The following is a 25,717-nucleotide window of genomic DNA, read 5'->3' on the forward strand; positions in this document are numbered from 1 at the left end:
GTCTTTTCGGAGCGCTGAACATGCTCGACAGCCCGACCCGCGAACACCTCGAGACCCTGCAACAACTGATGGCCGATGGCGATTTTCTGATACTGACCGGCGCCGGCATCAGCACGCCGTCGGGCATTCCCGACTACCGCGACAGCGACGGTGTACGCCGTGGCCGGCAGCCGATGATGTATCAAGAGTTTCTATCCGCCCTGGAATCACGCCGACGCTATTGGGCGCGGGCGATGCTTGGCTGGCCGAGGGTGCGTCAGGCTCGGCCGAATGCGGCACACGAGGCCATCGCCGGTTTGCAGCGCCAAGGGTTGATCAGCGCCTTGATCACGCAGAATGTCGACACCCTGCACGATCAGGCCGGCAGTCATGATGTGATCGAACTGCACGGCAGCCTGCATCGGGTGCTGTGCCTGGACTGCGGCCAACGCAGTGAGCGCGATGCGATTCAGCAGTTGATGGAGCTGCAAAACCCCTATCTGGCCGGCGTCGATGCGGTGCAGGCGCCTGACGGCGACACCTTGCTCGACCCCGCTTTCGAAGCACGCTTTCAGGTGCCGCACTGCCCGCATTGCTCTGGCGAACGGATGAAGCCGGACGTGGTGTTTTTCGGTGAAAACGTCGCGCAGCCCACGGCGGCACGGGCGATGAAAGCAGCGGAGATTGCCGGTGGCATGCTGGTGGTCGGGTCTTCGTTGATGGCGTATTCGGCGTTCCGTTTGTGTCGGGTGATTGCCGATCGCGGTAAGCCGTTGGTTGCGATCAATCTGGGCAAGACCCGGGCGGATGAATTGCTGGATGTGAAGATAGAGGCTTCGTGTGAGCGGTTGTTGCCTTTGTTGGCATTGGCGCTGGAGCGATGAGTGTCTGGAGTTTGCGTTCGACTTGAAACCGGCCCCTCACCCTAGCCCTCTCCCGAGGGAGAGGGGACCGATTGGGAAACATTCGAGTGCTGTTGCGACATGAACGTCCAGCTGTGAATCGGTAATCGACTCGGTTTTGCAGGTCGATGTATGACGCGAGACAACCCGATCGGCTCCCTTTCCCTGGGGAGAGGGCTGGGGTGAGGGGGAAATCTCACAGTCGCACCAGATCTTCTGCCCTGAAAATATCAAACAACGCCTGCGCCGCCGCCGACAGTTCATTGCCCGGTTCAGTCAGTACGCCAATGGCGCGTTCCACCGAGTCAAGCAGCGTCAGGCGCTGAGCGCCGAGTTCCTGCATCTGTTCGGCGCACAATGCCGGCACCGCACTCACCCCAAGCCCGCTGGCGACCATCCGCCCGACCGTCGCCAATTGATGGCTCTCGAATTCCACCGGCAATTTCTTGCCCCGCGCCTGCAAATGCTCCTCCAGCATTACCCGCACCGTCGATGGCCGCTGCAAGGTGATGAACGGTTCCTGCAGCAGCGTCTGCCAGTCGATCTCGGTGCGCCGGGCCAAGGGTGAATCCTTGGGCACCACGGCAACGAAGCGATCCATGTACAACGGGGTAAACGTCAACGAAGTGCTCTGCATCGGTTCGAACGCCACGCCCAGTTCAACCTGGCGGTCACGGACCATTTCCAGCACTTGCTCGTTGATCACGTCGTTCACCGTGACGTTGACGTTCGGATAACGCGCGCGGAAGGTTTTCAGGATCGGCGGCAACAGGTTGCCGGCAAACGATGGCATCGCTGCCAGCGTCACCCGCCCTCGTTGCAGGCTGAAGCGCTGGCGCATTTCGTCTTCGGCGTTGTCCCAATCGGCAATCAGACGCCGGGCCAGTGGCAGCAACGATTCGCCTTCAGCGGTCAGTGCCACATTGCGCGTGTTGCGGCTGAACAAACGGCCACCCAGGCCCTCCTCCAGCGCCTTGATGGTCAGGCTCAACGCCGATTGCGACAGGTGCAAGCGCTCGCAGGCCACCGCGAAACTCAGGCTCTGGGCCACGGCCAGAAAGGCGCGGATCTGTTTGATGGTCATGGTCGCTGCGCTCCAGTCGTAAGCTGCTAGCGTCAAGCTGCAAGCCTGACGCGGTGCTCGTTCCCACGCTCCGCGTGGGAACGATCTCTTCGGCTACTGTTGAGTTTTATCTATTAATCAACCTTAAAAATCAACTTAACAAATATATCCTGCGGCGCGACACTCCAGTCATTCGGCTAGCCAGCCGCCCGCAAATAATAAAAGAGGTGCATATGGCAGGTTTCGACAAGCGCGTGAGTTCCTACGAGGAAGCCCTGGCCGGGCTTGAGGACGGCATGACCGTGATCGCTGGCGGTTTCGGCCTGTGCGGCATTCCGGAAAACCTGATCGCCGAAATCAAGCGCAAGGGCACCCGCGACCTCACCGTGGTCTCCAATAACTGCGGCGTCGATGGCTTCGGCCTTGGCGTGCTGCTGTCCGACCGTCAGATCAGCAAAGTCATCGCCTCCTACGTCGGCGAAAACAAGCTGTTCGAAGAGCAACTGCTCAAAGGCGAAATCGAAGTCATCCTGACCCCGCAAGGCACCCTCGCCGAGAAGATGCGCGCCGGCGGTGCTGGCATTCCCGCGTTTTTCACCGCTACCGGTGTCGGCACTCCGGTCGCCGAAGGCAAGGAAGTGCGCGAGTTCAACGGGCGCAAGTACCTGATGGAAGAATCCATCACCGGCGACTTCGCCATCGTCAAAGGCTGGAAAGCCGACCACTTCGGTAACGTCGTCTACCGTCACACCGCGCAGAACTTCAACCCGCTGGCCGCGACTGCCGGCAAGATCACTGTGGTCGAGGTCGAAGAAATCGTCGAACCCGGCGAACTCGACCCCACGCAGATCCATACCCCGGGCATCTACGTCGACCGGGTCATTTGCGGCACGTTCGAGAAACGCATCGAACAGCGCACCATCCGCAAATAATTCAGGCTGACGGAGAATAAAACCATGGCACTTACCCGCGAACAAATGGCTCAGCGCGTCGCCCGCGAAATGCAGGACGGCTACTACGTGAACCTCGGTATCGGCATTCCGACCCTGGTCGCCAACTACATTCCCGAAGGCATGGAAGTCATGCTGCAGTCGGAAAACGGCCTGCTCGGCATGGGACCTTTTCCTACCGAAGAAACCATCGATGCCGACATGATCAACGCCGGTAAACAAACGGTGACCGCGCGGATCGGCGCGTCGATCTTTAACTCCGCCGAGTCCTTCGCGATGATTCGCGGCGGCCATGTCGACCTGACCGTGCTCGGCGCGTTCGAAGTCGACGTCGAAGGCAACATCGCCTCCTGGATGATCCCCGGCAAACTGGTCAAGGGCATGGGCGGGGCGATGGACCTGGTGGCCGGCGCCGACAACATCATCGTGATCATGACCCACGCGTCGAAGGATGGTGAGTCCAAGCTGCTGGCCAAGTGCAGCCTGCCGCTGACTGGCGCCGGTTGCATCAAGCGTGTGCTGACTGACCTGGCCTACCTGGAAATCGAAAATGGCGCTTTTGTCCTCAAGGAACGCGCACCTGGCGTCAGCGTCGAGGAAATCGTCGCCAAAACCGCTGGTAAACTGATCGTCCCGGATCACGTACCGGAAATGCAGTTCGCTGCCGAGTGAGGAATTCGAAAATGCAAGACGTCGTCATTGTTGCCGCCACGCGTACCGCGATCGGCAGTTTTCAAGGCTCGCTGGCCAGCGTGTCCGCGGTCGATCTGGGCGCGGCGGTGATCCGTCAGTTGCTCGCGCAGACCGGTCTGGACGGTGCCCAGGTCGATGAAGTGATCATGGGTCAGGTGCTGACCGCCGGCGCTGGCCAGAACCCGGCGCGTCAGGCCGCGATCAAGGCCGGCCTGCCCCACGCGGTTCCGGCAATGACCCTGAACAAGGTCTGCGGCTCGGGCCTCAAGGCTTTGCATCTCGGCGCACAGGCAATCCGTTGCGGCGACGCGCAAGTGATCATCGCCGGCGGTCAGGAAAACATGAGCCTGTCCAACTATGTGATGCCGGGCGCACGCACCGGTCTGCGCATGGGCCACGCGCAAATCGTCGACACGATGATCAGCGACGGCCTGTGGGATGCGTTTAACGATTATCACATGGGCATCACCGCCGAGAACCTGGTCGATAAATACCAGATCACTCGTGAACAGCAAGACGCCTTCGCCGCAGCTTCGCAACAGAAAGCCGCCGCGGCCATCGAGGCGGGTCGTTTTGTCGACGAGATCACCCCGATCCTGATTCCACAGCGCAAAGGCGATCCGGTCGCGTTCAAGGTCGACGAACAGCCGCGCGGCGATACCACCGCCGACTCCCTGGCGAAACTGCGTCCGGCATTTAAAAAGGATGGCAGCGTCACCGCCGGCAACGCTTCGTCGCTGAACGACGGCGCGGCTGCGGTGATCCTGATGAGTGCCGAAAAAGCCAAGGCTCTGGGCCTGCCGGTGCTGGCGAAAATCGCCGCTTACGCCAATGCTGGCGTTGACCCGGCGATCATGGGCATCGGCCCGGTGTCGGCGACCCGCCGCTGCCTCGACAAGGCGGGCTGGAGCATCGGGCAACTTGATCTGATCGAGGCCAACGAAGCCTTTGCCGCACAATCACTGGCGGTGGCCAAGGATCTGCAATGGGATCTGGACAAGGTCAACGTCAACGGCGGCGCCATCGCGCTGGGTCACCCGATCGGTGCGTCGGGTTGCCGGGTGCTGGTGACCCTGCTCCATGAGATGCTCAAGCGTGATGCGAAAAAAGGTCTGGCGACCTTGTGCATCGGCGGCGGCCAAGGCGTGGCGCTGGCGCTGGAACGCGGCTGACAACGAGTTCACGGCAGGCGGTGGATCCACGACATCCGCTGTTTGCCGGCAACAAAAAACCCGGGGCGACTTGCGTTGCACCGGGTATTTTTTTGCCTGTCCAAAAGCTGCTTTGAATGTCACGGCCTCTTCGCGAGCAGGCTCGCTCCCACAGGGGACCGTATTTCAACATGTGGTAGCAAGCCTGCTCCCACAGGGGTCGCATTTCATCATGTGGGAGCGAGCCTGCTCGCGAAGGGGCCGGCCCAGATTGCGAAAATCTAGGGCTTGCGCAACAAATAGGTATCCATGATCCACCCATGCTCCGCCCGCGCCGCCTTGCGCACCCGCGCGATCTCGTCGGCAACGTCCGCCAGCCGGCCGCTGATGAGGATCTCGTCCGGCGTGCCCAGATAGGCTCCCCAATAAATCTCGGTTTGCGTATCGGCCACCCGTTTATACGCGTCCTCGGCATCGAGCATCACCACCAGGCTGTCCGCCTCACTCACCTGCCCGGCGGCCAGACGCCGCCCGGTGGTAATTTCGATGGAGCGGCCAATCGTATTCAGCGGCACCTTGTGCTGTGCCGCCAGTGCCTGAATGCTGGTGATGCCCGGGATCACCTGAAATTCGAAGGCGCACGCGCCCGACGCCAGAATCGCCTGAAGAATGCGCACGGTGCTGTCGTACAACGCCGGGTCGCCCCACACCAGAAAAGCGCCGCACTGGCCGTCGGACAATTCGTCATTGATCAGCCGTTCAAAGGTGCGCTGTTTGGCCCTGTTCAGGCCATCGACACTGGCCGTGTAGTCGACAGCATCGCGCTCGCGCTCCGGGATGGGGGCCTCGACGAAACGATAGTCGCGGTCGCTGATGTATTGCGCGCAGATCTCCCGGCGTAAATCGATCAGCTTGTCCTTGCGCGGACCTTTGTCCATCAGAAAGAACACATCCACCCGATTCAGCGCTTTGACCGCCTGCATCGTGAGGTAGTCGGGATTTCCGGCACCGATGCCGATCACCAGCAATTGTTTCATCGCAGGGCTCCTGTCATATCCAGGCCGGGCAGAAGCAGGCGCCAGCGGCCGCTGAAGCGCAGCTCCACTGTCGACAGCGGCTCGACATCGATGTCATGAAACGCCGCCCCGCGCATGACTTCGGTCAGCGCTGCACGAATGACAAACGGATGAGTCACCGCCAGCACATGACCCGGAGTCGCTTGCACACTGGCCAGCCACCCGGCCACCCGCGCACAGAGTTGTGCTACCGATTCCCCGCCATGTGGCGCCGCATGAGTGTCGCACAGCCAGCTATTCAGGGCTGCCTCTTCGCTGCGTTGCAGATCCTTTATCGACACGCCACTCCAGCGCCCCCAATCACAGTCGCGCAGCGCTTCGTCGATTTGCGCATCCGCGCCAAACCACGCCGCCGTCTGGCGCGTGCGCAGTTCCGGCGCGCAGAGCAAACGCGGCGCAGTATTGAAACGCGCGATCAGTGCAGCCGGCGCCAGCCCGGTGTTTTCAACAAGCTCGTTCGTAGGAAAACGCGCCAGTTTCTGTGCGACGGTTCGTGCATGGCACATCAATGTCAAACGCGTTGTCTGCACGGGAAGCGCTCCGGTCGGTCACTGCTGCAATCAAGGACAGGTTTTGAACTGGCGGCAATTGTGCCGTAAACCGGGGGCTGCCGGGTGGATGCCAGATCATCTGCGGCCAACTGGAATGACTAGTCATAAGGCAAGTTCTGACGCCGGCATGGGCAATGGACTACAAGACCAGTCGACATTCGTGAAGTCCTTGTTACACGGGCGTCTCGCCCTGTTTTGGTGCCGTTTCAACACGCCGAAAAATTCGCTAGACATGTAGCGCCACTTACATAAATACTGTTTTAACGGATTATGAAACAGATTCAACACCCCTCATCCAGCAGGAGCCCGGATGCCCCCTCTCAGAGACCTGATCACCGAGCCCGGCCTGGATCTTACGCCGTCGGAGCGCAAAGTCGTTCGCGCCCTGCTCGATCAGTATCCGCGCAATGGCCTGGGCCCGATGGCGCGGCTGGCCGAACACGCGGGGGTCAGCGATCCGACCATCGTACGTCTGGTGAAAAAACTCGGTTTCGGCGGTTATGCCGAATTTCAGGACGCCCTGCTCAGCGACATGGACCATCGCCTGCGCTCGCCGCGCACGCTGTTGCAACCGCGCGCCCAGCAACACAAGGACGACGCCTGGAGTCACTATCTGGGCGACAGCCATCGCCTGCTGGTGGAAACCCAATCGCTGACGCAACCGGAAGATGTGCGCATCCTGACCGACTGGCTGCTCGATGCGCGTCATCAGGTGTACTGCTTTGGCGGACGCTTCAGCAGCCTGATGGCCACCTATCTGCTCAACCACTTGCGTCTGTTGCGCCCCGGTTGCTTTGCGCTGGAGGACAACGCACAACTGCCTGATCGGCTGTTCGATCTGCAACGCCAGGACGTGGTGCTGCTGTTCGACTATCGCCGCTACCAGACCCAGGCGTTGCGGGTCGCCAGTGCCGCGAAAAACAACAATGCCCGGGTGGTGTTGTTCACCGATATATATGCCTCGCCGCTGCGCGAACTGGCTGACCTGATCATTAGCGCCCCGGTCGAATCGGCCTCGCCGTTCGACACCATGGTCCCGGCGCTGGCGCAGGTCGAGGCGCTGATCGCCTGTCTGACGTTGCGCACCGAAAATCTGGCCGATCGCCTGGAAGGCATCGATGCCCTGCGCAACGACTTCAACACCCATTTGCTGGAGGATAAATAAGGATGTTCAACCTTCCCCACCGCTCACCGCGGGACTTGCCGTTTGCCAGCAATCACACCGCACTGTTGCTGGTGGACATGCAGCGCGCCTGGCTCGAACCACAGTTCGATGTGCATCTGACGGGGCCTGACGCCGAGTATTTCCTCAGCCGCGCACGCATCCAGGTAGTGCCCAACCAGCAACGCTTGCTCGCAGCCTTCCGTGAAGCCCGGCAGAACGTCCTGCACACAATCATCGAAAGCCTGACCGCCGACGGCCGCGACCGCTCGCTCGATCACAAACTCTCAGACATGCACCTGCCCAAAGGCAGTATGCAGGCGCAGATCATTGCTGAACTGACCCCGGCGGAAAACGAAATCGTCCTGCCGAAGACCTCTTCCGGCGTGTTCAACTCAACCAATATCGACTACGTCCTGCGCAACCTCGAAACCCGCCATTTGATCATCGCCGGCATCGTCACCGACCAATGCGTCGACATGGCCGTGCGCGACGCTGCTGACCGCGGTTATCTGGTCACGCTGGTGGAAGATGCCTGCGCCACCTATAGCGCCGAACGCCATCACGCCTGCCTCAACGCAATCAAGGGTTACTGCTGGATCACCGACACCGACACCGTGCTTGGCCGCTTGCAGGAGATGCAGGCATGAGCGCGCGCCTGACACCGCTGCCGCTGACCACGCTGGTCACCACGGACCTGACCGGCATCACCCGTGGCCGCTCGTTTCCCACCGATGAACTGGAGCATTATCAAGCCGCCGGTTGCGGCTGGGTGCCAGCCAACAGTGCGTTGACGCCACAGGACATCATCGCCTCGACCAATCCGTGGGGTGCGTACGGTGACTTGCGGCTGATCCCCGATTTGAGCAGCCGCGTCATTGTCAGCAATGGCCCGGACGCCAACGCCCCGGCCCTGGATTTCATCCACGGCGACATTCGCGAAACCGACGGCCGTCCGTGGGGCGCCTGTCCGCGTACCTTGCTGCGTGATGAAATAGAGCGTTATCGCGATGAACTGAGCCTGCAGGTCAACGCGGCGTTCGAGCACGAATTCAATCTGCACGCCGGGTCCGCCGAGCATCTGGCGTTTTCCCTCCAGGCCCAGCGCCAGGGTGCCGAGTTCGGCGGCTGGCTGCTCAGCGCCCTGCGCGCCGGCGGGGTCGAGCCGGAGATGTTTTTGCCTGAATACGGCAAGCACCAGTACGAAGTCACCTGTCGCCCGGCCCTCGGCGTGGCAGCCGCCGATCGCGCGGTGAATGTGCGCGAGATCAGCCGCGAGATTGCCCGGCAAATGGGCCTCAACTTGAGTTTCGCGCCAAAAATCAAAGGCGACGCGGTGTGCAACGGCGTACACCTGCATGTCAGCCTGCTCGATCTGGCAGACCAGCCGATGCTTTACGACGCTGGCACCAGTAACGGCCTGTCGGGCATTGGCCAGCACTGGGCGGCGGGGATTCTGCATTATCTGCCGGCGTTGTGTGCGTTTACTGCGCCGACGCCGGTGTCTTACGAGCGCTTGCAGCCGCATCACTGGAGCGCGTCCTACGCGTGTCTGGGTCAGCAGAATCGCGAAGCGGCACTGCGCATCTGCCCGACGGTGAGCCTCGGGGGCAAGTCCGTCGCCCGGCAGTTCAATGTTGAATTTCGCGCCATGGACGCCACCGCTTCGCCGCATCTGGCCATGGCCGCGCTGCTGATCGCCGGACGGCTGGGCATCGAACAGCGCCTGGCGCTGAACGCGATCACTGATGAAATTCCCGATTCACTCAACGACGAGCAACGCAAGGCTCGGGGCATCGTCGCCCTGCCCGCCTCGCTGGCCCAGGCGCTGGATTGCCTGCGCAACAGTCCCGCGTTCACCGAATGGCTGCCCAAGCCATTGCTCGACACGTATTACGCATTGAAAACCGAGGAACTGGCGCTGACGGAACAGCTCTCGCCCGCTGACTTGTGTGAGCACTATGCACGCCTGTACTGAATCCACCGAGCACGGGTTGTACACCCGCCCGGCTTACGACCTGATCCGCGAGGAGTCGACACACCCGTTGATTCTGGTCTGCGAACACGCCAGCTGCTACATCCCCGCAGCCCTGAACAATCTGGGCCTGGATGATGATGCCGCGCAGGAACATATCGCTTGGGACATCGGCGCTCTGCAACTGGCCGAACAGCTTTCCGAACAACTTGGCGCCACCTTGCTGAGCGCCAACTATTCGCGGCTGCTGATCGATCTGAACCGGCCACGGCATGCCGCGGACAGCATTCCGGCGCGAAGCGAGATCTATCAGGTGCCGGGCAACCGCGAACTCGACGAAGCCACTTGTGAGTACCGTCGGCAGATGCTGTTCAAGCCGTTTCACGCGCGTTTGCAAACGTTGATCGACGAACGCATTGCCCAGGGGCAATCTGTTCGCGTGGTCGGCATTCACAGTTTCACCCCGGTGTATTACGGCCAGCCACGACCGCTGGAGGTCGGTGTGCTGTTCGGCCAGGCCAAGGCCTACGCACAGCGCCTGCTGGACGGGCTCGAGGCGCATCCGCTGAAAGTGGCCGGCAATCAGCCGTACCGCATCGACCCGCTGGGCGACATGACCGTGCCGGTACATGGCGACGCCCGTGGCCTCGACTCGGTGCTGATCGAGGTGCGCAACGACTTGCTGCGCAGCCCTGAAGCCGTGTCACGCTGGGCTGGTTACCTGGCACCCTTGCTGTAATCGATATTGCTGTAACAAAACACCGCTGACGATGTAAACGATGGACTGTGAACAACTGAAACGACCGATTGGCTGACAAGGAGGTAGGCTTTATGGAAATTGAACAATTCGGCTACAAACAAGAGTTGAAACGCAGCCTGACGCTGACCGACCTGGTGGTGTACGGGATGATCTTCATGATCCCCATCGCCCCGTTCGGTGTGTATGGCTACGTCAACGCCGAGGCGCCGGGCATGGTGCCACTGGCCTACATCATCGGCATGGTGGCGATGCTGTTCACGGCGCTGAGCTACGGCAGCATGGCCAAGGCCTTTCCGATCGCTGGTTCGGTGTATTCCTACGCGCAACGCGGGCTGAATCAACACGTCGGTTTCATCGCCGGCTGGCTGATGCTGCTCGATTACCTGCTGATTCCACCGCTGCTCTATGTTTACGCGGCCATGGCGTTAAACCATTTGTATCCGGACATTCCGAAAGTCGGCTTCATTCTGGCATTCCTGGTCAGCGCGACGTTCGTCAATCTGCGTGGCATCACCTTCACCGCGCGGATGAACATTGTCTTCCTGCTTGCGCAACTGGTGGTGCTGGGGATTTTCCTGTTCTACGCATGGAATGCCCTGCACAACGGCGGCGGCAACGGCGAGCTGACGCTGGCTCCGCTGTACCACCCGGAAACATTTGATTTCGCCCTGCTGATGCAAGCGGTGTCGATTGCCGTGCTGTCGTTCCTCGGCTTTGACGCAATCTCTACCCTCGCCGAAGAGATCAAGGGCGATCCAGGCAAGAGCGTCGGCAAAGCAGCGCTGATCACCTTGGTGGTGATGGGTGTGATTTTCGTTGCGCAAACCTGGATTGCCACCGATCTGGCGGCGGGCATGGGTTTCAAATCCGCCGACACTGCGTTCTATGAAATTGCCGAAATCGCCGCCGGCAGCTGGCTCGCGACCCTGACCGCAGTCGCCACGGCGCTGGCCTGGGGCGTGGCGGTTGCCATCACCTCGCAAGCCGCCGTATCGCGCCTGCTGTTCGGCATGGCCCGCGATGGCAAGTTGCCGAAAGTGCTGGCCAAGGTGCACCCGAAACACAACACGCCGTACCTGAGCATTTATCTGGTGGCCGTGCTGTCGCTGGTGATCTGCTACCTGTTCATCAATTCGGTCGACACCCTGACCTCGCTGGTCAACTTCGGCGCACTGAGCGGCTTCATGCTGCTGCACCTGACCGTGGTCAACTACTACTGGCGTCGGCAGGAATCCGGTCAGATCGTGCGTCATCTGCTCTGCCCGGTGGTCGGTTTCATCATCGTCGCGGCCATCATGTACAACATGGGAGTCGATGCGCAGAAGCTCGGCCTGGTCTGGATTGCCCTGGGTCTGGTGTATCTGTTTTTTCTCAACAAACTCGGGGCCAGCACCGCGCTGCCGGATCCGAGCAACAGCTGACAAAAAAAAGAGCAGCGTCTGACAACGAATCAGGCGACTGCCGATTTATTGCGTGGAAACCGACAGTGATAGTCAGGTTCGGCGCCATCGCCGAACCTTTTGATACAGGAGTACATCCATGCTGGTCTTACGCCCGGTCGAGCAGACTGACCTGCCCCAGCTCCAACAATTGGCCCGCGACAGCCTGCTGGGCGTGACCTCGCTGCCGGACGACAGCGAACGCCTGCGCGAGAAAATCGCCGCGTCCATTGCCTCGTTTTCCAGCGCTGCGGCGGCGCATGGCCCGGAGAGTTATTGCTTCGTGCTCGAAGACCTTGACAGCCAGCGCTTGCGCGGCTGCTCGGAGATTCTCGCCACCGCCGGCCACGACGAGCCGTTCTACAGCCTGCGCAACCGCCATTTCACCAGCGCATCGCGGGAGCTGAACATCGAACACGGCGTGCCGGCGCTGTCGCTGTGCCACGATCTCAACGACCACACCCTGCTGCGCGGCTTCCACATTGACGCGGCGCTGGTGCGCACGCCATTTTCCGAGTTGCTGTCACGGGCACGACTGCTGTTCATCGCTGCCCACGCGCCGCGCTTTGCCGAAGCGGTGATCACCGAAATCGTCGGTTACAGCGACGAGGACGGGCATTCGCCGTTCTGGGATGCGCTGGGCAAGCACTTCTTCGACCTGCCCTACGCCGAGGCCGAACGCTTGTGTGGCCTGCAGAGCCGGCGATTTCTCGCCGAACTGATGCCGCAATACCCGATCTACGTGCCAATGCTGCCGCCCGCGGCGCAGGAATGTATCGGTCGCGTCCATCCGGAGGGACAGGAGGCGTTCGATATTCTCGAGCGCGAAGGCTTCGAGACCAACAGCTACATCGACTTGTTCGACGCTGGCCCGACCCTTTATGCGCGCATGGCCAACATCCGATCGATCACCCACAGCCAGATCGCCCGCGTGCAGCAACGGGAACACATCGATGCGCGTGGCCGTTTTCTGCTGAGCAACGATGCGCTGCAGGGTTTTCGCGCAATCGTCGCCGAAGTCGATTACCGCCCCGATCAAACGCTGTCACTCACCCCTGCCCTGTGCGCGGCGCTGGACGTGACCGATGGCAGCCCGATCCGGCTGATTGCCCTGTGAATCCCGCCCGGTTGCACAGCCTACGACATCGCCCGAACAGGCGCGCAGAAGGAGTTACAGGATGATTGTCCGCCCGGTGAAAGTCAGCGATCTGCCCGCCCTGATGGCCCTGGTACAACAGGCCGGCCCGGGGTTCACCACCCTGCCAGCCAATGAAGAGCGCCTGGCTCACCGCGTGCGCTGGGCGCAACGGGCGTTTGCCGAACAGGTGGAACGCGCCGATGCCGACTATCTGTTTGTACTCGAAGACGACGACATGCGCGTGGTCGGTGTCAGCGCGATGGCTGGGGCGGTCGGCCTGCGCGAGCCCTGGTACAACTATCGGGTCGGCTTGACGGTCAGCTCGGCCCCCGATCTGGGCATTCAACGGCAGATCCCGACGCTATTCCTCAACAATGAACTGACCGGCCAGTCGGAGCTGTGCTCGTTGTTTCTGAGCCATGACCAGCGCCACGGCAGCAACGGCCGCCTGCTTTCGCTCGGGCGTTTGCTGTTCGCTGCGGAATTTCCGCACCTGTTCGGCGAAAAGATGATTGCCGAGTTGCGCGGCAGCGCAGACGAACAAGGCTGTTCGCCGTTCTGGGACAGCCTCGGTCGGCATTTTTTTCAGATGGATTTCAGCCATGCCGACCACTTGTCCGGGCTCGGCAACAAAGCCTTCATCGCCGAACTGATGCCGCGCCAGCCGCTGTACACCTGCATGCTCACCGAAGCAGCCCAGGCCGCCATCGGTCAGGCGCACCCGAACACCGAGCCGGCGCTGAAAATCCTCCAGGCGGAGGGTTTCGCCCACAAGGGCTACATCGACATCTTCGACGCAGGCCCGGTGATCGAAGCACCGCTGCACAATATCCGCACCGTGCGCGACAGCGCAGAACTGACCTTAAGCCTGGGCAGCCCGGACGAACAGGCACCGTTATGGCTGATTCACAATCGTCGGCTGGAAAACTGCCGCATCACCGTGGCCCATGCTCGTCGCGTCGGCAGCAGCCTGATGATCGACCGCCTCACGGCCAAACGTCTGCAACTGCAACCGGGCAATTCAGTGCGGGCAGTCGCGCTGCCGAATCAACAACAACAGGCGGTGGCGGCGTAATCGTTGCCACCGTCAGGGTAAATCCTTTCAGCAAAAGCCAACTCAAGCATGCCGCTTGCGCAAATTCGTCATGATCATTGACCCATTCGCGTGATAGCCTTTTCATTCTTCGGCGTTGACACATTTGTTCAAGCCGTTCCATTCCTTTGTATTGGTGGAACTCGAATGACCAGGCTTTCTCATCAAGACTTGCGCCGTAACTTCCGTCAGTTGCTGGCCTCCGACACCTGCTACCACACGGCCTCGGTGTTTGACCCGATGTCTGCGCGCATCGCCGCCGATCTCGGTTTTGAAGTGGGCATTCTCGGCGGCTCCGTGGCCTCGTTGCAGGTCCTCGGCGCCCCGGACTTTGCCCTGATCACCCTCAGCGAATTCGCCGAACAAGCCACCCGCATCGGCCGCGTCGCCCAGTTGCCAGTGATCGCCGACGCCGATCACGGCTACGGCAACGCCCTGAATGTCATGCGCACCATCGTCGAACTGGAACGTGCCGGCGTCGCCGCCCTGACCATCGAAGACACCCTGCTGCCGGCGCAATTCGGCCGCAAATCCACCGACCTGATCACCGTCGCCGAAGGCGTCGGCAAGATCCGCGCGGCGCTGGAAGCCCGGGTCGACACGGAAATGGCGATCATCGCCCGTACCAACGCCGGCATCCTGCCGAACCAGGAAATCATCAGCCGCACCCGCCAATACCAGGCGGCGGGCGCCGATGGCATCTGCATGGTCGGCGTACAGGACTTCGATCAGCTCGAGCAGATCGCCGAACACTTGACCGTGCCGCTCATGCTGGTGACTTACGGCAACCCGGCGCTGCGCGATGACAAACGCCTGGCCGAACTGGGTGTGCGCGTGACCATCGACGGACATGGCGCTTACTTTGCGGCGATAAAAGCGACTTACGACAGCCTGCGCGAACAGCGGCAGATCTTCACCCAGGCCGCCGATCTCAGCGCAACGGAATTGACCCACACTTACACCCAGCCAGAGGAATACATTCTCTGGGCGAAGGAGTACATGAGCGTCAAGGAGTGATGCTGGAAAGAAAAGCCCCTCACCCTGGCCCTCTCCCAGAAGGAGAGGGAACCTTTACGCCCACGTGTGACACCGCATAATGATCGTTCCCACGCAGAGCGTGGGAACGATCATCCTTCACTGCGGCTTGGCCAACTCCATGATCATCCGCGACAACAAATAAATCCGCGGCGCCACGCTTGCCACTTCTGCGTATTCCTCCGGCGTATGGATATTGCCGCCAACAATGCCGAAGCCATCCAGCGTCGGTGTGCCGACCCCGGCGGACAAACTCGCATCCGCCGCGCCACCGCTGCCCTCTTCGGTCAGTTTGCGGCCGATCTCCCCGTAAATGCCTTGGGCCATTGCCATCAGGCGATCCGACTCGGGCGTCTGCGGCATTGGTGGCAAGCCACGTTGCAAGGAAGTCTTCACTTCGGTATCAGCAATCAACTTGTCCTGAGAGACCCGCGCCAGATCCTTTTCGATCCGGTCGAACTCTTCGGGCACCGCCGCGCGTACGTCAGCCTTCGCGGTGGCTTGATCGGGAATCACGTTGGTGCGATCGCCGGCCTTGAGCACGGTGAAGTTGATGGTGGTTTTCTTCTGTTCATCGCCGAGCTTGCCCAGTTGCAGAATCTGGTGCGCCGCCTCCATCGCGGCATTGCGCCCCAGTTCTGGCGCGACACCGGCGTGCGCGGCTTTGCCCTTGACCTCGACCAGCGCCGTCGCGCTGCCCTTGCGCCACACCACCAGACCATCGGCCGGGCGGCCCGGCTCAAGGTTGAGGGTCACGTCGTGCTGTTTGGCGGTTTTCCTGATCAGGTCGGTGGCAACGTCCGAACCGGTTTCTTCGCTGGCGTCGAGCAGGAAGGTGATTTGCGCGTAGTCCTTGAAATCAAGGTTCTTCAGCACTTTCAGCGCATAAATCCCGGCGACGATACCGCCCTTGTCATCCATCACTCCCGGCCCGTATGCGCGGCCGTCCTTGATGTGAAACGGCCGCTCGGCCGCCGAGCCTTCCTTGAAAACGGTATCCATGTGCGCCATCAGCAGGATTTTCGCCTTACCGGTGCCTTTCAGCGTGGCCAGAACATGGTTGGACTTTTCCGGGGTGTTGGGCACCAGCTCGATCGTCGCGCCGAGCTTCTTCAGCTCTTCGATGGCGATGTCGCTGACTTGCTTGAGACCTGGTTCGTAACCGGAACCCGAGTCGATATTAACCAGCCGCTCGAGCAACTTCAGCGCTTCGGGCTGGTACTGCTCGGCATCGGCGAGCACTTGCTTGTGCGGTTCGGCGAAGGCGCCGGTGGCAGCGAGGGTCAGAGACAAGCCAAGGCTGGCGGCCAACAGGGAACGAGGAAATGAGAACGTCATGAAGCGGTCCTTGTTTCGCGTACGGGGACTTTAACCGTACCCGACATCGGCGCGAGGCTCTACACCGGATGCGACACTGATTTAACCAACAACCCAAACCCCCTGTAGGAGTGAGCCTGCTCGCGAAAGCGGTGGATCAGCCGAAATCGATGCCAGCTGACACGGCGCCATCGCGAGCAGGCTCACTCCTACAAGGGATTTGTGGCAGGCAATCAGACCGAATCGAGCACCGGCTGGCGAGGCTGCTCGTCGCAATTGCAGATCACCCGGTTGCGCCCGCTCGCCTTGGCTTCGTACAGCGCCTGATCGGCCTCATTGAGCCAGCGTGTGGCATCGGCATGCGTGGGATCGTAGGCCGCCAGGCCTATGCTCAAACTGACTTTAAGCGCCGGATTCTGCTCATAACCCAGAATCGCAAAGCGCTCGCGCAACGCCTCCATGGCCTGAGCGGCGTTGAACAGCGGCAGTTCGGGCAGGATCACGCAGAATTCATCACCGCCGTAGCGCCCGGCCACATCGGTCGCGCGCAGGTTGTGTTTTAGCAACTTGCTCAACTGGCGCAACACGATATCGCCCGCTACATGGCCGTAGGTGTCGTTGATCGTCTTGAAATGATCGATGTCGATCAATGCAATCGCCGCGCCCTGCTGCTGGCGTTTGCAGCGTTGAAACGCAATCTCCAGTTGATCTTTCCAGGCGCCGTGGTTGAGCAGTCCGGTCAGACTGTCGGTGCGACTCAGGGCCAACAGTTCGCGTTTATGGCGACCAAGATTGTAGGCCTGACGAAAGCAGATCCAGCCCAGCGCCAACGGATACAGCAGCAGTAACGGGAAACACGCATACATCTGCGCAGGCGAAGTTTGCGGGACGAATGCCGGAGCAAATATCGCCAGGCCGACGAACACCCCAAGCAATTGCGCTGTAGAGCCTGCCATCAGAAACCGTGCACCGCCGATCGCGACGTTGTTCATCGCCATCATTGAAATGGTCACCGCCGTGGGCAATGGATTGAAATGCATGGCGGCGACCCAGAAGCCACCGAAAAAAGCGTCGATCAACAGATTTCGATGTTCAGCGTGATACGGAACGCTGGAGCGGCGCGCCCACTGAAACGCCAGGTGCGGCCAGACCAGGCCATTGAACAGCATCAGTGCCCAGACCCACAGCGGCGGATCCAGCGCATACATCGCCACGGACACACACAGCAGCCCAAGCAACAGCCCGAGGATTCGCGACGTATAAAGCCTCCTGGCTAATGAAAGTCCCTTTCCTCCGGCATTTCCCATAAGGACCTCGACCACGCACTCCGCTGTGCGGACGTGATGGGAGTCTATCAGGGCAACGTTAAATAGCCATCACCGGCCAGCGGGCTGAATGGCGCGACATCAGGGGCGCGCACAAGGCAGATATTTGGCTATACATGAAAGGAGCAAATGGAAAAACAACTATAAGAAGGAGGCCCATGCGCACCTACCAAGTGTTGATCATCGGCAGCGGTTTTGGCGGCCAGTGTGCGGCGGTCAACCTGCTCAAGGCCGGGATCGACGACTTTCGACTGCTGGAGCGACGGGACTTTTTCGGCGGCACCTGGTGCCAGAACACTTACCCCGGTGCTGCGGTGGACGTGCCGTCGCCGCTGTATTCGCTGTCGTTCGCGCCTTACCGCTGGTCGCAGATGTTCGCCGGCCAAGCCGAGCTGCAGCGCTACACCGAGCACGTCATCGAGCAGTTCGGTTTGCGTGAACGCGTCGAGCTGGAGGCCAATGTCGAGCGTATCGAATGGGACCAGTTGGAGAAACGCTGGGCCGTGCATACCAACAGCAAAGGCATCTTTCATGCACAATTTCTGATCAACGCCAGCGGCCCGTTGAGTCAACCGGTGATCCCGCAATTCCCCGGCCGGGATCGCTTTCAGGGCAAGACTTTTCATACAAACAACTGGGACCACAGCTACGACTATCGCGGTAAACGCGTGGCCATCGTCGGCAGCGGCGCCAGCGCGGTCCAGGTGATTCCGGCGATAGCGCCGCAAGTGGACCATTTGCACGTTTTCCAGCGCACACCGCATTGGGTTCTGCCGCGGGCCGATCGCCGCTTCGGACCGCTACAGCGCTGGCTGCTCGGTCGCAAACCCGCCTACAAACTGCTGCGCTGGCTGATCTACTGGCAGTTCGAAACCCGTGTCATCGCTTTCAAATACTCGAAACCGGCTATCCAGATGGTGCAGCAGCACGCCCTGCGCTTTCTCAAGCGTCAGGTGCCGGACCCGATCTTGCGGGAAAAACTCGTCCCGGACTTCACCATCGGCTGCAAACGCGTGCTGGTCTCAAGCACTTACTACCCGACATTGAGCCGCCCGAACGTCACATTGCACAGCCGCGAACAAGGCATCACGTCAATCGACGAAACCGGGATCAACACCGCAGACGGTCAGCATGTCGAGGTGGATCTGATTGTCTGGTCGACCGGTTACGACGCCACCGACGGAGTGATTTCCTACCCGGTCTGCGGAAAAAACGCCGTGCAACTCAGCGATGTCTGGGCCGAATATCCACGTGCCTATCTGGGCACCAGTCTGCCGGACTTCCCCAACCTGTTTATCGTCACCGGCCCGAACACCGGCATCGGCCATACCTCGGCGCTGTTCATCATCGAAGCGCAGATGAACTACATCATCGATTGCATCCGCACCGTGCGCGATCAAGGGTTGCGCAGCATCGAAGTGCGCCGCGACGCAGAACGTACCTACACTGCAATGATCCACCGGGAAATGCAGCGCACGGTGTGGAAGTCCGGTGGCTGCCACAGTTGGTATCAAAGCCAGAGCGGTCATGTAATCGCCATGTTTCCCGGCTTCAGTTTCAGCTATTACCGTTTGACCCGGGCGCTGAAACCCGCCGACCACATTCTGTCCTGAACACGTAAAAGGAAGACGTCGATGCTTTTGCTGTTTGTCGCCCTCGCGGTTTTCGTGGCCTGGAGCTGGTTGAGTTATCCAGCGGTCGGGCACTGGCTGTACGACCTGAGCATGGCCCTCGAGGCCAGGTTGTACAAGTTGCACAAGATCGAAGTGCCGATTGCCGAGATGACGGTGTCGACCTGGCAGGGCGGGCCGTATGAAGCGGCCAGTGCGATCCTGATGCTGCATGGTTTCAGCGCCGACAAGAATCTGTGGCTGCGCTTCTCCCGGCATTTTGTGCGGCAGTATCGGGTGATCATTCCGGATTTGCCCGGCCATGGTGAAACCGGCTTCAAGGCCGGTGGCGGTTTTGACATTGCGCTGCAGGCCAAGCGCATGATCCAGTTGCTTGATGTCTGCGGCGTGGAAAAGGTGCATGTGATCGGCAATTCGATGGGCGGCTATCTGGCGGCGTGGCTGGCGGCAACCTATCCCGAGCGAATCGCCTCGCTGGCGCTGATCGATCCGGCGGGCGTCACCGCACCGCAGGCCAGCGACATGGAGCGGCATCTGGCGCGCGGGCACAATCCGTTTCTGGTCAACTCGCGCGAAGAGTTTCGCTATCTGTATGCAATGACCATGGCCTCGCCGCCCTGGGTGCCGAAGGTAGTGCTCGACGCCATCGCCCAGCGCTACGTGCAGCAACGCGATGAACTGGAAGAAATCTTCCGTGACTTCCACGCCAGTCCGCCGATGGAGCCGAAACTGGCCGAAATTCGCTGCCCGGCGCTGTTGCTGTGGGGGCGCAAGGATCGCCTGATCGACGTCAGCAGCGTGCCAGTCTGGAGCAAGGGCATCGCCAATTTGCGCGTGGAGGTCTGGGACCACGTCGGGCACATGCCGATGGTCGAGCAGCCGACCAATAGCGCACGCCTGTATCAGGCGTTTCTTGCAAGCCAGCGATGACAACTTTTCCTGATCGTCCTGGCCCTGATCGTTCCCACGCTCTGTGGGGGAACGATCAGCGGCGGGGCCTGGAGTTGAGATGAACATTCTCTACGACGAGCGCCTCGACGGCCCGCTGCCGCAGGTGAACAAGGCTGAACTGCTCGCGGCGCTGCAACGGGCCGTGCCAGACCTCGATCTGCTGTGGCGCGAAGAGGAGCTGAAACCTTACGAGTGTGATGGCCTCTCCGCCTACCGCACCACGCCAATGCTGGTCGCCCTGCCCCGACGTCTCGATCAGGTGCAGAGCCTGCTCAAACTTTGCCATGCACAGAACGTCCCGGTGGTCGCGCGCGGTGCCGGCACTGGTTTGTCCGGCGGCGCGTTGCCGCTGGAACAGGGTGTGCTGCTGGTGATGGCGCGGTTCAACAATATTCTGCATATCGACCCCGCCGCCCGCACCGCGCGGGTCCAGCCGGGGGTGCGCAATCTGGCGATTTCCCAGGCCGCCGCGCCGTTTGGCCTGTACTACGCGCCGGATCCATCCTCGCAGATCGCCTGTTCGATTGGCGGCAATGTCGCCGAAAACGCCGGGGGCGTGCATTGCCTCAAGTACGGTCTGACCGTGCATAACCTGCTGAAAATCGAAGTGCTGACCATCGAAGGCGAACGCCTGACCCTGGGCTCCGAGGCCCTGGATTCGGCAGGTTTCGATTTGCTCGCGCTGTTCACCGGCTCCGAAGGCCTGCTGGGGATCATCACCGAAGTCACGGTCAAATTGCTGCCCAGACCGCAAGTGGCGAAAGTTCTGCTGGCGAGTTTCGATTCGGTGGAAAAGGCTGGCCGCGCCGTCGCCGAAATCATCGCGGCGGGGATCATTCCCGGTGGCCTGGAAATGATGGACAACCTGGCCATCCGCGCCGCTGAAGACTTCATCCACGCCGGTTACCCGGTCGATGCCGAGGCCATTCTGCTGTGTGAACTGGATGGCGTCGAAGCCGATGTGCATGATGATTGCCAGCGTGTGCGCGAGGTCATGCTCGCCGCGGGTGCGACTGAAGTGCGTCAGGCCCAAGACGAAGCCGAGCGCGTGCGTTTCTGGGCCGGACGCAAGAATGCCTTCCCGGCAATCGGCCGTTTGTCCCCGGACTATTACTGCATGGACGGCACCATCCCGCGCCGCGAATTGCCCAGTGTGCTGCAAGGCATCGCAACGCTTGCCGAAGAGTACGGTTTGCGCGTTGCCAACGTGTTTCATGCCGGCGACGGCAACATGCATCCGCTGATCCTGTTCGACGCCAACCAACCGGGCGAACTGCAGCGCGCGGAAGCCTTGGGCGGCAAGATCCTTGAACTGTGCGTGCACGTCGGCGGCAGCATTACCGGCGAGCACGGTGTCGGCCGCGAAAAAATCAATCAGATGTGCGCGCAATTCAACAGTGACGAACTGCGCCTGTTCCATGCAGTTAAAACTGCGTTCGACGCCAAAGGCCTGCTCAATCCCGGCAAGAACATCCCGACCCTGCACCGCTGCGCCGAATTTGGCGCGATGCATATTCACGCCGGGCAACTGCCATTCCCCGAGCTGGAGCGTTTCTGATGACCGATCTCGACGGCGCCAGTGCCCTGCTCGATCAGGTCAACGCCGCCCGCGCCAATCGCACACCGTTGAAAATCCAGGGCGGCAACAGCAAGGCGTTTCTCGGCCGCGAGGTGGCGGGCGAAATACTCGACACTCGTGCGCACTGCGGCATCGTGCGCTACGAACCGACTGAACTGGTGATCACCGCGCGCGCGGGGACGCCGTTATCGGAGTTGCTGGCGGCGCTGGATAACGCCGGGCAGATGCTGCCATGCGAACCGCCGGCATTCACCGACAGCGCCACCGTCGGCGGTATGATCGCCACCGGTTTATCGGGCCCGCGGCGCCCGTGGTCAGGCTCGGTGCGCGACTTCGTGCTCGGCACGCGGGTCATCACCGGCCTCGGTCAGCACTTGCGTTTTGGCGGCGAAGTGATGAAAAACGTCGCCGGTTACGACCTGTCACGGCTGATGGCCGGCAGTTTCGGCTGCCTTGGCGTGCTCACCGAAGTCTCGCTGAAAGTCCTGCCCAAACCGCGCCAGTGCCTGAGCATTCGCCTGGATATCGACTGCGCCCGCGCCTTGAGCAAACTTGCCGAGTGGGGTCAGCAACCGCTGCCGATCAGTGCCGCATGCCACGATGGCGAAAGTCTTTATCTGCGCCTTGAGGGCGGCGAAGGTTCGGTGACGGCGGCGCATCAACGCCTCGGTGGTGAGCCGTTGGACTCCCTGTTCTGGCGTGATCTGAACGAGCACCGCCTGGCATTTTTCGATGAGGGCCAGCCGTTGTGGCGTCTGTCGCTGCCGAACAATATCGGCCCGCTGGAGCTGCCCGGCGAGCAATTGATCGACTGGGCCGGCGCGCAACGCTGGTTGAAGTCCGCCAGCGCCGATATTCATGCGCTAGCCCGGTCGCTCGGCGGCCACGCCACCTGTTTCAGCCACGGTGCCAGTGACACACCGTTCCAGCCGTTGGCGCCGACGCTGTTGCGCTATCACCGCCAGCTCAAGGTGCAACTCGATCCGCAAGGGCTGTTCAATCCCGGGCGGATGTACGCGGAGTTCTAGCCATGCAAACCACGCTCAGCGAACAAGCGCGACAGCTGCCCCGAGCCGCCGAGGCGGAAAAGATTCTGCGCACCTGCGTGCATTGTGGTTTTTGCAACGCGACCTGCCCGACTTATCAATTGCTCGGCGATGAACTCGATGGCCCGCGCGGGCGGATTTATCTGATCAAGCAGGTACTCGAAGGCGCACCGGCGACTGCGCAAACGCAATTGCATCTGGACCGCTGCCTGTCCTGCCGCAATTGCGAAACCACCTGCCCGTCCGGCGTTGACTATCACAACCTGCTCGACATTGGCCGTGCGGTGGTCGATCAGGCCGTGCCGCGCTCGCCGGCTCAGCGGCTGTTGCGTGAGGGCCTGCGGGCATTGGCGCCGAATCCCCGCGTGTTCAAAAGCCTGCTGCGGGTAGGCGCGACGTTTCGCCCGCTGTTGCCGCGTTTGCTGGAAAGCAAACTGCCGCAAGCGGTGTCAGTCAACAAATCGCGCCCGGCTCCTCGACATGCGCGCCGCGTATTGTTGCTTGAAGGCTGCGTGCAACCGGGGCTGTCGCCGAACACCAACGATGCGACGGCGCGGGTGCTGGATCGACTCGGCATCAGCGTTATTCCGGTTGCGGAGGCCGGATGTTGCGGCGCGCTGGATTATCACCTCGACGCCCAGGCCAAAGGCCTCGATCGCGCCCGGCAAAATATCGACGCATGGTGGCCGCATCTGCAGAACGGCGCCGAAGCGATCGTGCAAACCGCCAGCGGCTGCGGCGCGTTTATCAAGGATTACGGGCATTTGCTCGAAAATGATCCGGCTTATGCGTTCAAGGCAGGGCACATCAGCGAGCGGACGCTGGACCTGGTGCAGATCATCGCGCAGGAACCGCTGGAAAAGGTGTGCGCCGCCAGCCAGCAACGAATCGCCGTGCATTGCCCGTGCACCTTGCAGCACGCGCTGAAACTCGGCGGCGCGGTGGAGTCGGTGTTGACGCGTCTCGGGTTCAATCTCACCGCCGTACCGGACGGCCATTTGTGTTGCGGCTCGGCGGGCAGCTATTCGCTGACGCAGCCGCTGTTGGCCCGGCAGTTGCGGGATAACCGCCTCAATGCGCTGGAAAGCGGCCGGCCGCAATTGATCGTCACCTCCAACGTCGGCTGCCAGAGCCATCTGGCCAGCGCTCGGCGTACCCAGGTTTTGCACTGGGTCGAGCTGGTGGATCAGTCGTTGACAGAATGAAGTTCGTAGGATTCTTCGTTTGCCCGCATGGGCGAAGGCTGCGATCTTTTGCGCTATCCATATCGTGACCGTGGCAGGAATTTTTTTCATGACCGTGCAGCCGTTTGTCAGCCCCGACCTGATCCGCCAACGCTTCTCCAAAGCGATGTCCGACATGTACCGCGAAGAAGTGCCGCTGTACGGCGCGCTGATGCAATTGGTGGAGCAGACCAACCGCGACGTGCTGGCCAATCAACCAGACATAGCCCGGCAACTGCACAGCACCGGAGAATTCGAACGACTGGACATGGAGCGCCACGGCGCCATCCGTGTCGGCACCGCTACCGAACTGGCCACCCTCGCCCGCCTGTTTGCGGTAATGGGCATGCTGCCGGTGGGCTATTACGATCTGACGCCGGCAGGCGTGCCGGTGCATTCCACGGCGTTTCGCGCGGTGCATGAAAACGCCTTACAGCTCAGCCCGTTTCGGGTGTTTACTTCGCTGTTACGCCTGGAACTGATCGAAGATCCCGACGTGCGCGCCTTTGCCGAATCGGTGCTGACTCGGCGATCTATTTTTACCCCGCAAGCATTGCGTCTGATCGCCCACGCTGAAACAGCGGGCGGGCTGAACGAAAGCGAGGCCGAGGCATTTGTCCTACAGGCAATGGAAACCTTTCGCTGGCATCACAGCGCCACCGTTACCGCCGCGCAGTACCAGACGCTGAGCGCGCAACATCGCTTGATCGCCGACGTCGTCGCCTTCAAAGGTCCGCACATCAACCACCTGACCCCGCGTACGCTGGACATCGACAGCGTGCAGGAACAAATGCCCAAGCATGGCATCACGCCCAAAGCGGTCATCGAGGGCCCACCCCGCCGACAATGTCCGATCCTGCTGCGCCAGACCAGTTTCAAGGCACTGGACGAGCCGATCGCCTTCACCGATCAGCAGCAAACCCGCGGCAGTCACAGCGCGCGCTTCGGCGAAATCGAACAACGCGGCGCCGCACTGACGCCCAAGGGCCGCGCGCTGTATGACCGCTTGCTGAATGCGGCGCGGGATGAACTGGGCGAATTCCCCAATGAAGGCAACTCCGTACGCTACAACGCACTGATGGCCCAGCATTTTGGCGAGTTTCCTGACAGCGTCGAGGGCATGCGCGAACACGAGCTGGCGTATTTTCGCTATTTCGCTACGGAAAAAGGCAGAGCGGCGAGTGGTATCAGTGAGTCTTCGCTGGAAGACTTGTTGCGTGAGGGCTATGTGAAAGCTGAGCCACTGGTGTACGAAGATTTCCTGCCGGTGAGTGCGGCGGGGATTTTTCAGTCAAACCTTGGCGATGCCGCGCAGACGCACTATGGCGAGCACTCCAACCGCCAGGCTTTCGAACAAGCGCTCGGGCGCGCGACCATCGACGAGCTGGGCTTGTACGCCGAGACGCAGAAGCGCTCGATCGAAGAATGCGCCGAGCTGTTGCGGATCAGATTGCGCTGATTCCGGGGTTATCCACGAATCCCTTGTAGGAGCGAGCCTGCTCGCGATAGCGGTGTATCAGTCGCCAATGATCTGCCTGACCCGACGCCTTCGCGAGCAAGCTCACTCCCACAAGTTTCGCGGTGGACTCAAGCTTCGCGGCAATCCATTAATCCTGTGGCTGGGTGCAGAATCCGGGACAACACAAGTCCACTGTGGGAGCGAGCTTGCTCGCGAAAG

General features: G+C 61.1%; 23 protein-coding genes. 18 read left to right on the forward strand and 5 right to left on the reverse strand.

Going from position 1 to position 25,717, the window contains the following annotated elements:
- Nucleotides 1-20: 20 nt before the first annotated feature.
- Nucleotides 21-863, forward strand: a complete 843-nt coding sequence (locus V6F91_RS24200) for an NAD-dependent protein deacetylase (RefSeq protein WP_332768878.1) — start codon at nt 21-23, stop codon at nt 861-863.
- A gap of 214 nt (nt 864-1,077) precedes the next feature.
- Here the strand turns inward: V6F91_RS24200 and V6F91_RS24205 are convergent, their stop codons facing one another.
- Nucleotides 1,078-1,965, reverse strand: a complete 888-nt coding sequence (locus V6F91_RS24205; protein ID WP_332768880.1) for a LysR family transcriptional regulator — start codon at nt 1,963-1,965, stop codon at nt 1,078-1,080.
- Nucleotides 1,966-2,177: 212 nt separating this feature from the next.
- On the opposite strand from V6F91_RS24205, the gene V6F91_RS24210 reads away from it, so the two are divergent.
- The 3 genes from V6F91_RS24210 to V6F91_RS24220 are packed head-to-tail and all read left to right on the forward strand — an operon-like array spanning nt 2,178 to nt 4,759.
- Nucleotides 2,178-2,876, forward strand: a complete 699-nt coding sequence (locus V6F91_RS24210) for a CoA transferase subunit A (RefSeq protein ID WP_090282756.1) — start codon at nt 2,178-2,180, stop codon at nt 2,874-2,876.
- 24 nt (nt 2,877-2,900) lie between these two features.
- Nucleotides 2,901-3,566, forward strand: coding sequence for a CoA transferase subunit B (locus V6F91_RS24215; RefSeq protein ID WP_039762320.1), 666 nt, complete (start codon nt 2,901-2,903; stop codon nt 3,564-3,566).
- 11 nt (nt 3,567-3,577) lie between these two features.
- Nucleotides 3,578-4,759 carry an acetyl-CoA C-acetyltransferase gene (locus V6F91_RS24220; protein WP_332768888.1) on the forward strand — a complete coding sequence of 394 codons (1,182 nt, stop codon included), beginning with the start codon at nt 3,578-3,580 and terminating at the stop codon, nt 4,757-4,759.
- A gap of 260 nt (nt 4,760-5,019) precedes the next feature.
- Here V6F91_RS24220 and cobF read toward each other — a convergent pair whose 3' ends face one another.
- Nucleotides 5,020-5,775, reverse strand: a complete 756-nt coding sequence (gene cobF / locus V6F91_RS24225) for a precorrin-6A synthase (deacetylating) (RefSeq protein ID WP_332768890.1) — start codon at nt 5,773-5,775, stop codon at nt 5,020-5,022.
- The gene (locus V6F91_RS24230) at nt 5,772-6,344 is read right to left on the reverse strand and encodes a phosphoglycerate mutase family protein (RefSeq protein WP_332768892.1); all 573 of its coding nucleotides are present in this window, start codon (nt 6,342-6,344) and stop codon (nt 5,772-5,774) included. Before V6F91_RS24230 ends, cobF begins: the two co-directional genes overlap by 4 nt.
- Before the next feature lie 331 nt (nt 6,345-6,675).
- Between V6F91_RS24230 and V6F91_RS24235 the strand changes: the two genes are divergently transcribed.
- The 8 genes from V6F91_RS24235 to V6F91_RS24270 all read left to right on the forward strand — a co-directional run bounded on the left by V6F91_RS24235 (nt 6,676) and on the right by V6F91_RS24270 (nt 14,949).
- On the forward strand, nt 6,676-7,530 hold the full coding sequence (locus tag V6F91_RS24235) for a MurR/RpiR family transcriptional regulator (RefSeq protein WP_206415931.1): 855 nt from the start codon (nt 6,676-6,678) through the stop codon (nt 7,528-7,530).
- 2 nt (nt 7,531-7,532) lie between these two features.
- Nucleotides 7,533-8,177 (forward strand): isochorismatase family cysteine hydrolase, encoded by a 645-nt coding sequence (locus V6F91_RS24240; protein ID WP_332768895.1) that lies wholly within the window; start codon nt 7,533-7,535, stop codon nt 8,175-8,177.
- Nucleotides 8,174-9,505 (forward strand): glutamine synthetase, encoded by a 1,332-nt coding sequence (locus V6F91_RS24245; RefSeq protein ID WP_332768897.1) that lies wholly within the window; start codon nt 8,174-8,176, stop codon nt 9,503-9,505. The genes V6F91_RS24240 and V6F91_RS24245 overlap by 4 nt, the downstream gene beginning before the upstream one ends.
- Complete coding sequence (locus V6F91_RS24250; protein WP_332768899.1) at nt 9,489-10,241, forward strand: N-formylglutamate amidohydrolase; 753 nt, start codon at nt 9,489-9,491, stop codon at nt 10,239-10,241. The genes V6F91_RS24245 and V6F91_RS24250 overlap by 17 nt, the downstream gene beginning before the upstream one ends.
- Nucleotides 10,242-10,333: 92 nt before the next feature.
- A complete protein-coding gene (locus V6F91_RS24255) occupies nt 10,334-11,683 on the forward strand; it encodes an APC family permease (RefSeq protein WP_332768901.1) in 1,350 nt (449 codons plus the stop codon).
- Between the two features lie 118 nt (nt 11,684-11,801).
- A complete protein-coding gene (locus V6F91_RS24260) occupies nt 11,802-12,818 on the forward strand; it encodes an arginine N-succinyltransferase (protein ID WP_332768903.1) in 1,017 nt (338 codons plus the stop codon).
- A 61-nt stretch (nt 12,819-12,879) separates the two neighbouring features.
- The gene (gene astA, locus V6F91_RS24265) at nt 12,880-13,914 is read left to right on the forward strand and encodes an arginine N-succinyltransferase (protein ID WP_332768905.1); all 1,035 of its coding nucleotides are present in this window, start codon (nt 12,880-12,882) and stop codon (nt 13,912-13,914) included.
- Between the two features lie 165 nt (nt 13,915-14,079).
- Nucleotides 14,080-14,949, forward strand: a complete 870-nt coding sequence (locus V6F91_RS24270; RefSeq protein ID WP_024012471.1) for an isocitrate lyase/PEP mutase family protein — start codon at nt 14,080-14,082, stop codon at nt 14,947-14,949.
- Nucleotides 14,950-15,066: 117 nt separating this feature from the next.
- Here the strand turns inward: V6F91_RS24270 and V6F91_RS24275 are convergent, their stop codons facing one another.
- Complete coding sequence (locus V6F91_RS24275) at nt 15,067-16,305, reverse strand: M20/M25/M40 family metallo-hydrolase (protein ID WP_332768910.1); 1,239 nt, start codon at nt 16,303-16,305, stop codon at nt 15,067-15,069.
- Between the two features lie 212 nt (nt 16,306-16,517).
- Nucleotides 16,518-17,591, reverse strand: coding sequence for a diguanylate cyclase (locus tag V6F91_RS24280; RefSeq protein ID WP_332768912.1), 1,074 nt, complete (start codon nt 17,589-17,591; stop codon nt 16,518-16,520).
- A gap of 176 nt (nt 17,592-17,767) precedes the next feature.
- Between V6F91_RS24280 and V6F91_RS24285 the strand changes: the two genes are divergently transcribed.
- The 6 genes from V6F91_RS24285 to hglS all read left to right on the forward strand — a co-directional run bounded on the left by V6F91_RS24285 (nt 17,768) and on the right by hglS (nt 25,498).
- The gene (locus tag V6F91_RS24285) at nt 17,768-19,222 is read left to right on the forward strand and encodes an NAD(P)/FAD-dependent oxidoreductase (RefSeq protein ID WP_332768914.1); all 1,455 of its coding nucleotides are present in this window, start codon (nt 17,768-17,770) and stop codon (nt 19,220-19,222) included.
- A 21-nt stretch (nt 19,223-19,243) separates the two neighbouring features.
- Nucleotides 19,244-20,170, forward strand: a complete 927-nt coding sequence (locus V6F91_RS24290; protein WP_332768916.1) for an alpha/beta fold hydrolase — start codon at nt 19,244-19,246, stop codon at nt 20,168-20,170.
- 79 nt (nt 20,171-20,249) lie between these two features.
- Nucleotides 20,250-21,749, forward strand: coding sequence for a glycolate oxidase subunit GlcD (gene glcD / locus V6F91_RS24295; RefSeq protein WP_332768918.1), 1,500 nt, complete (start codon nt 20,250-20,252; stop codon nt 21,747-21,749).
- Nucleotides 21,749-22,798 (forward strand): glycolate oxidase subunit GlcE, encoded by a 1,050-nt coding sequence (gene glcE, locus V6F91_RS24300; RefSeq protein WP_332768920.1) that lies wholly within the window; start codon nt 21,749-21,751, stop codon nt 22,796-22,798. The genes glcD and glcE overlap by 1 nt, the downstream gene beginning before the upstream one ends.
- Nucleotides 22,799-22,800: 2 nt before the next feature.
- Entirely contained in the window at nt 22,801-24,021 is a 1,221-nt protein-coding gene (gene glcF, locus V6F91_RS24305) for a glycolate oxidase subunit GlcF (protein WP_332768922.1), read from the forward strand.
- 88 nt (nt 24,022-24,109) lie between these two features.
- Nucleotides 24,110-25,498, forward strand: coding sequence for a 2-oxoadipate dioxygenase/decarboxylase HglS (gene hglS, locus V6F91_RS24310; protein WP_332768924.1), 1,389 nt, complete (start codon nt 24,110-24,112; stop codon nt 25,496-25,498).
- The last annotated feature ends 219 nt before the right edge of the window (nt 25,499-25,717 follow it).

It is taken from the genome of Pseudomonas koreensis (assembly GCF_036668835.1).
GTDB lineage: Bacteria > Pseudomonadota > Gammaproteobacteria > Pseudomonadales > Pseudomonadaceae > Aquipseudomonas > Aquipseudomonas koreensis_I.

Coding starts and splice junctions, on each gene's coding strand:
- glcD (WP_332768918.1), top strand. CDS start 20,250: ATGAACATTCTCTACGACGAGCGCCTCGACGGCCCGCTGCCGCAGGTG.
- V6F91_RS24205 (WP_332768880.1), bottom strand. CDS start 1,965: ATGACCATCAAACAGATCCGCGCCTTTCTGGCCGTGGCCCAGAGCCTG.
- glcF (WP_332768922.1), top strand. CDS start 22,801: ATGCAAACCACGCTCAGCGAACAAGCGCGACAGCTGCCCCGAGCCGCC.
- glcE (WP_332768920.1), top strand. CDS start 21,749: ATGACCGATCTCGACGGCGCCAGTGCCCTGCTCGATCAGGTCAACGCC.
- V6F91_RS24290 (WP_332768916.1), top strand. CDS start 19,244: ATGCTTTTGCTGTTTGTCGCCCTCGCGGTTTTCGTGGCCTGGAGCTGG.
- V6F91_RS24200 (WP_332768878.1), top strand. CDS start 21: ATGCTCGACAGCCCGACCCGCGAACACCTCGAGACCCTGCAACAACTG.
- V6F91_RS24245 (WP_332768897.1), top strand. CDS start 8,174: ATGAGCGCGCGCCTGACACCGCTGCCGCTGACCACGCTGGTCACCACG.
- V6F91_RS24260 (WP_332768903.1), top strand. CDS start 11,802: ATGCTGGTCTTACGCCCGGTCGAGCAGACTGACCTGCCCCAGCTCCAA.
- V6F91_RS24235 (WP_206415931.1), top strand. CDS start 6,676: ATGCCCCCTCTCAGAGACCTGATCACCGAGCCCGGCCTGGATCTTACG.
- V6F91_RS24210 (WP_090282756.1), top strand. CDS start 2,178: ATGGCAGGTTTCGACAAGCGCGTGAGTTCCTACGAGGAAGCCCTGGCC.
- V6F91_RS24250 (WP_332768899.1), top strand. CDS start 9,489: ATGCACGCCTGTACTGAATCCACCGAGCACGGGTTGTACACCCGCCCG.
- hglS (WP_332768924.1), top strand. CDS start 24,110: ATGACCGTGCAGCCGTTTGTCAGCCCCGACCTGATCCGCCAACGCTTC.
- V6F91_RS24215 (WP_039762320.1), top strand. CDS start 2,901: ATGGCACTTACCCGCGAACAAATGGCTCAGCGCGTCGCCCGCGAAATG.
- V6F91_RS24270 (WP_024012471.1), top strand. CDS start 14,080: ATGACCAGGCTTTCTCATCAAGACTTGCGCCGTAACTTCCGTCAGTTG.
- V6F91_RS24240 (WP_332768895.1), top strand. CDS start 7,533: ATGTTCAACCTTCCCCACCGCTCACCGCGGGACTTGCCGTTTGCCAGC.
- astA (WP_332768905.1), top strand. CDS start 12,880: ATGATTGTCCGCCCGGTGAAAGTCAGCGATCTGCCCGCCCTGATGGCC.
- V6F91_RS24255 (WP_332768901.1), top strand. CDS start 10,334: ATGGAAATTGAACAATTCGGCTACAAACAAGAGTTGAAACGCAGCCTG.
- V6F91_RS24285 (WP_332768914.1), top strand. CDS start 17,768: ATGCGCACCTACCAAGTGTTGATCATCGGCAGCGGTTTTGGCGGCCAG.
- V6F91_RS24220 (WP_332768888.1), top strand. CDS start 3,578: ATGCAAGACGTCGTCATTGTTGCCGCCACGCGTACCGCGATCGGCAGT.
- V6F91_RS24280 (WP_332768912.1), bottom strand. CDS start 17,591: ATGGGAAATGCCGGAGGAAAGGGACTTTCATTAGCCAGGAGGCTTTAT.
- cobF (WP_332768890.1), bottom strand. CDS start 5,775: ATGAAACAATTGCTGGTGATCGGCATCGGTGCCGGAAATCCCGACTAC.
- V6F91_RS24275 (WP_332768910.1), bottom strand. CDS start 16,305: ATGACGTTCTCATTTCCTCGTTCCCTGTTGGCCGCCAGCCTTGGCTTG.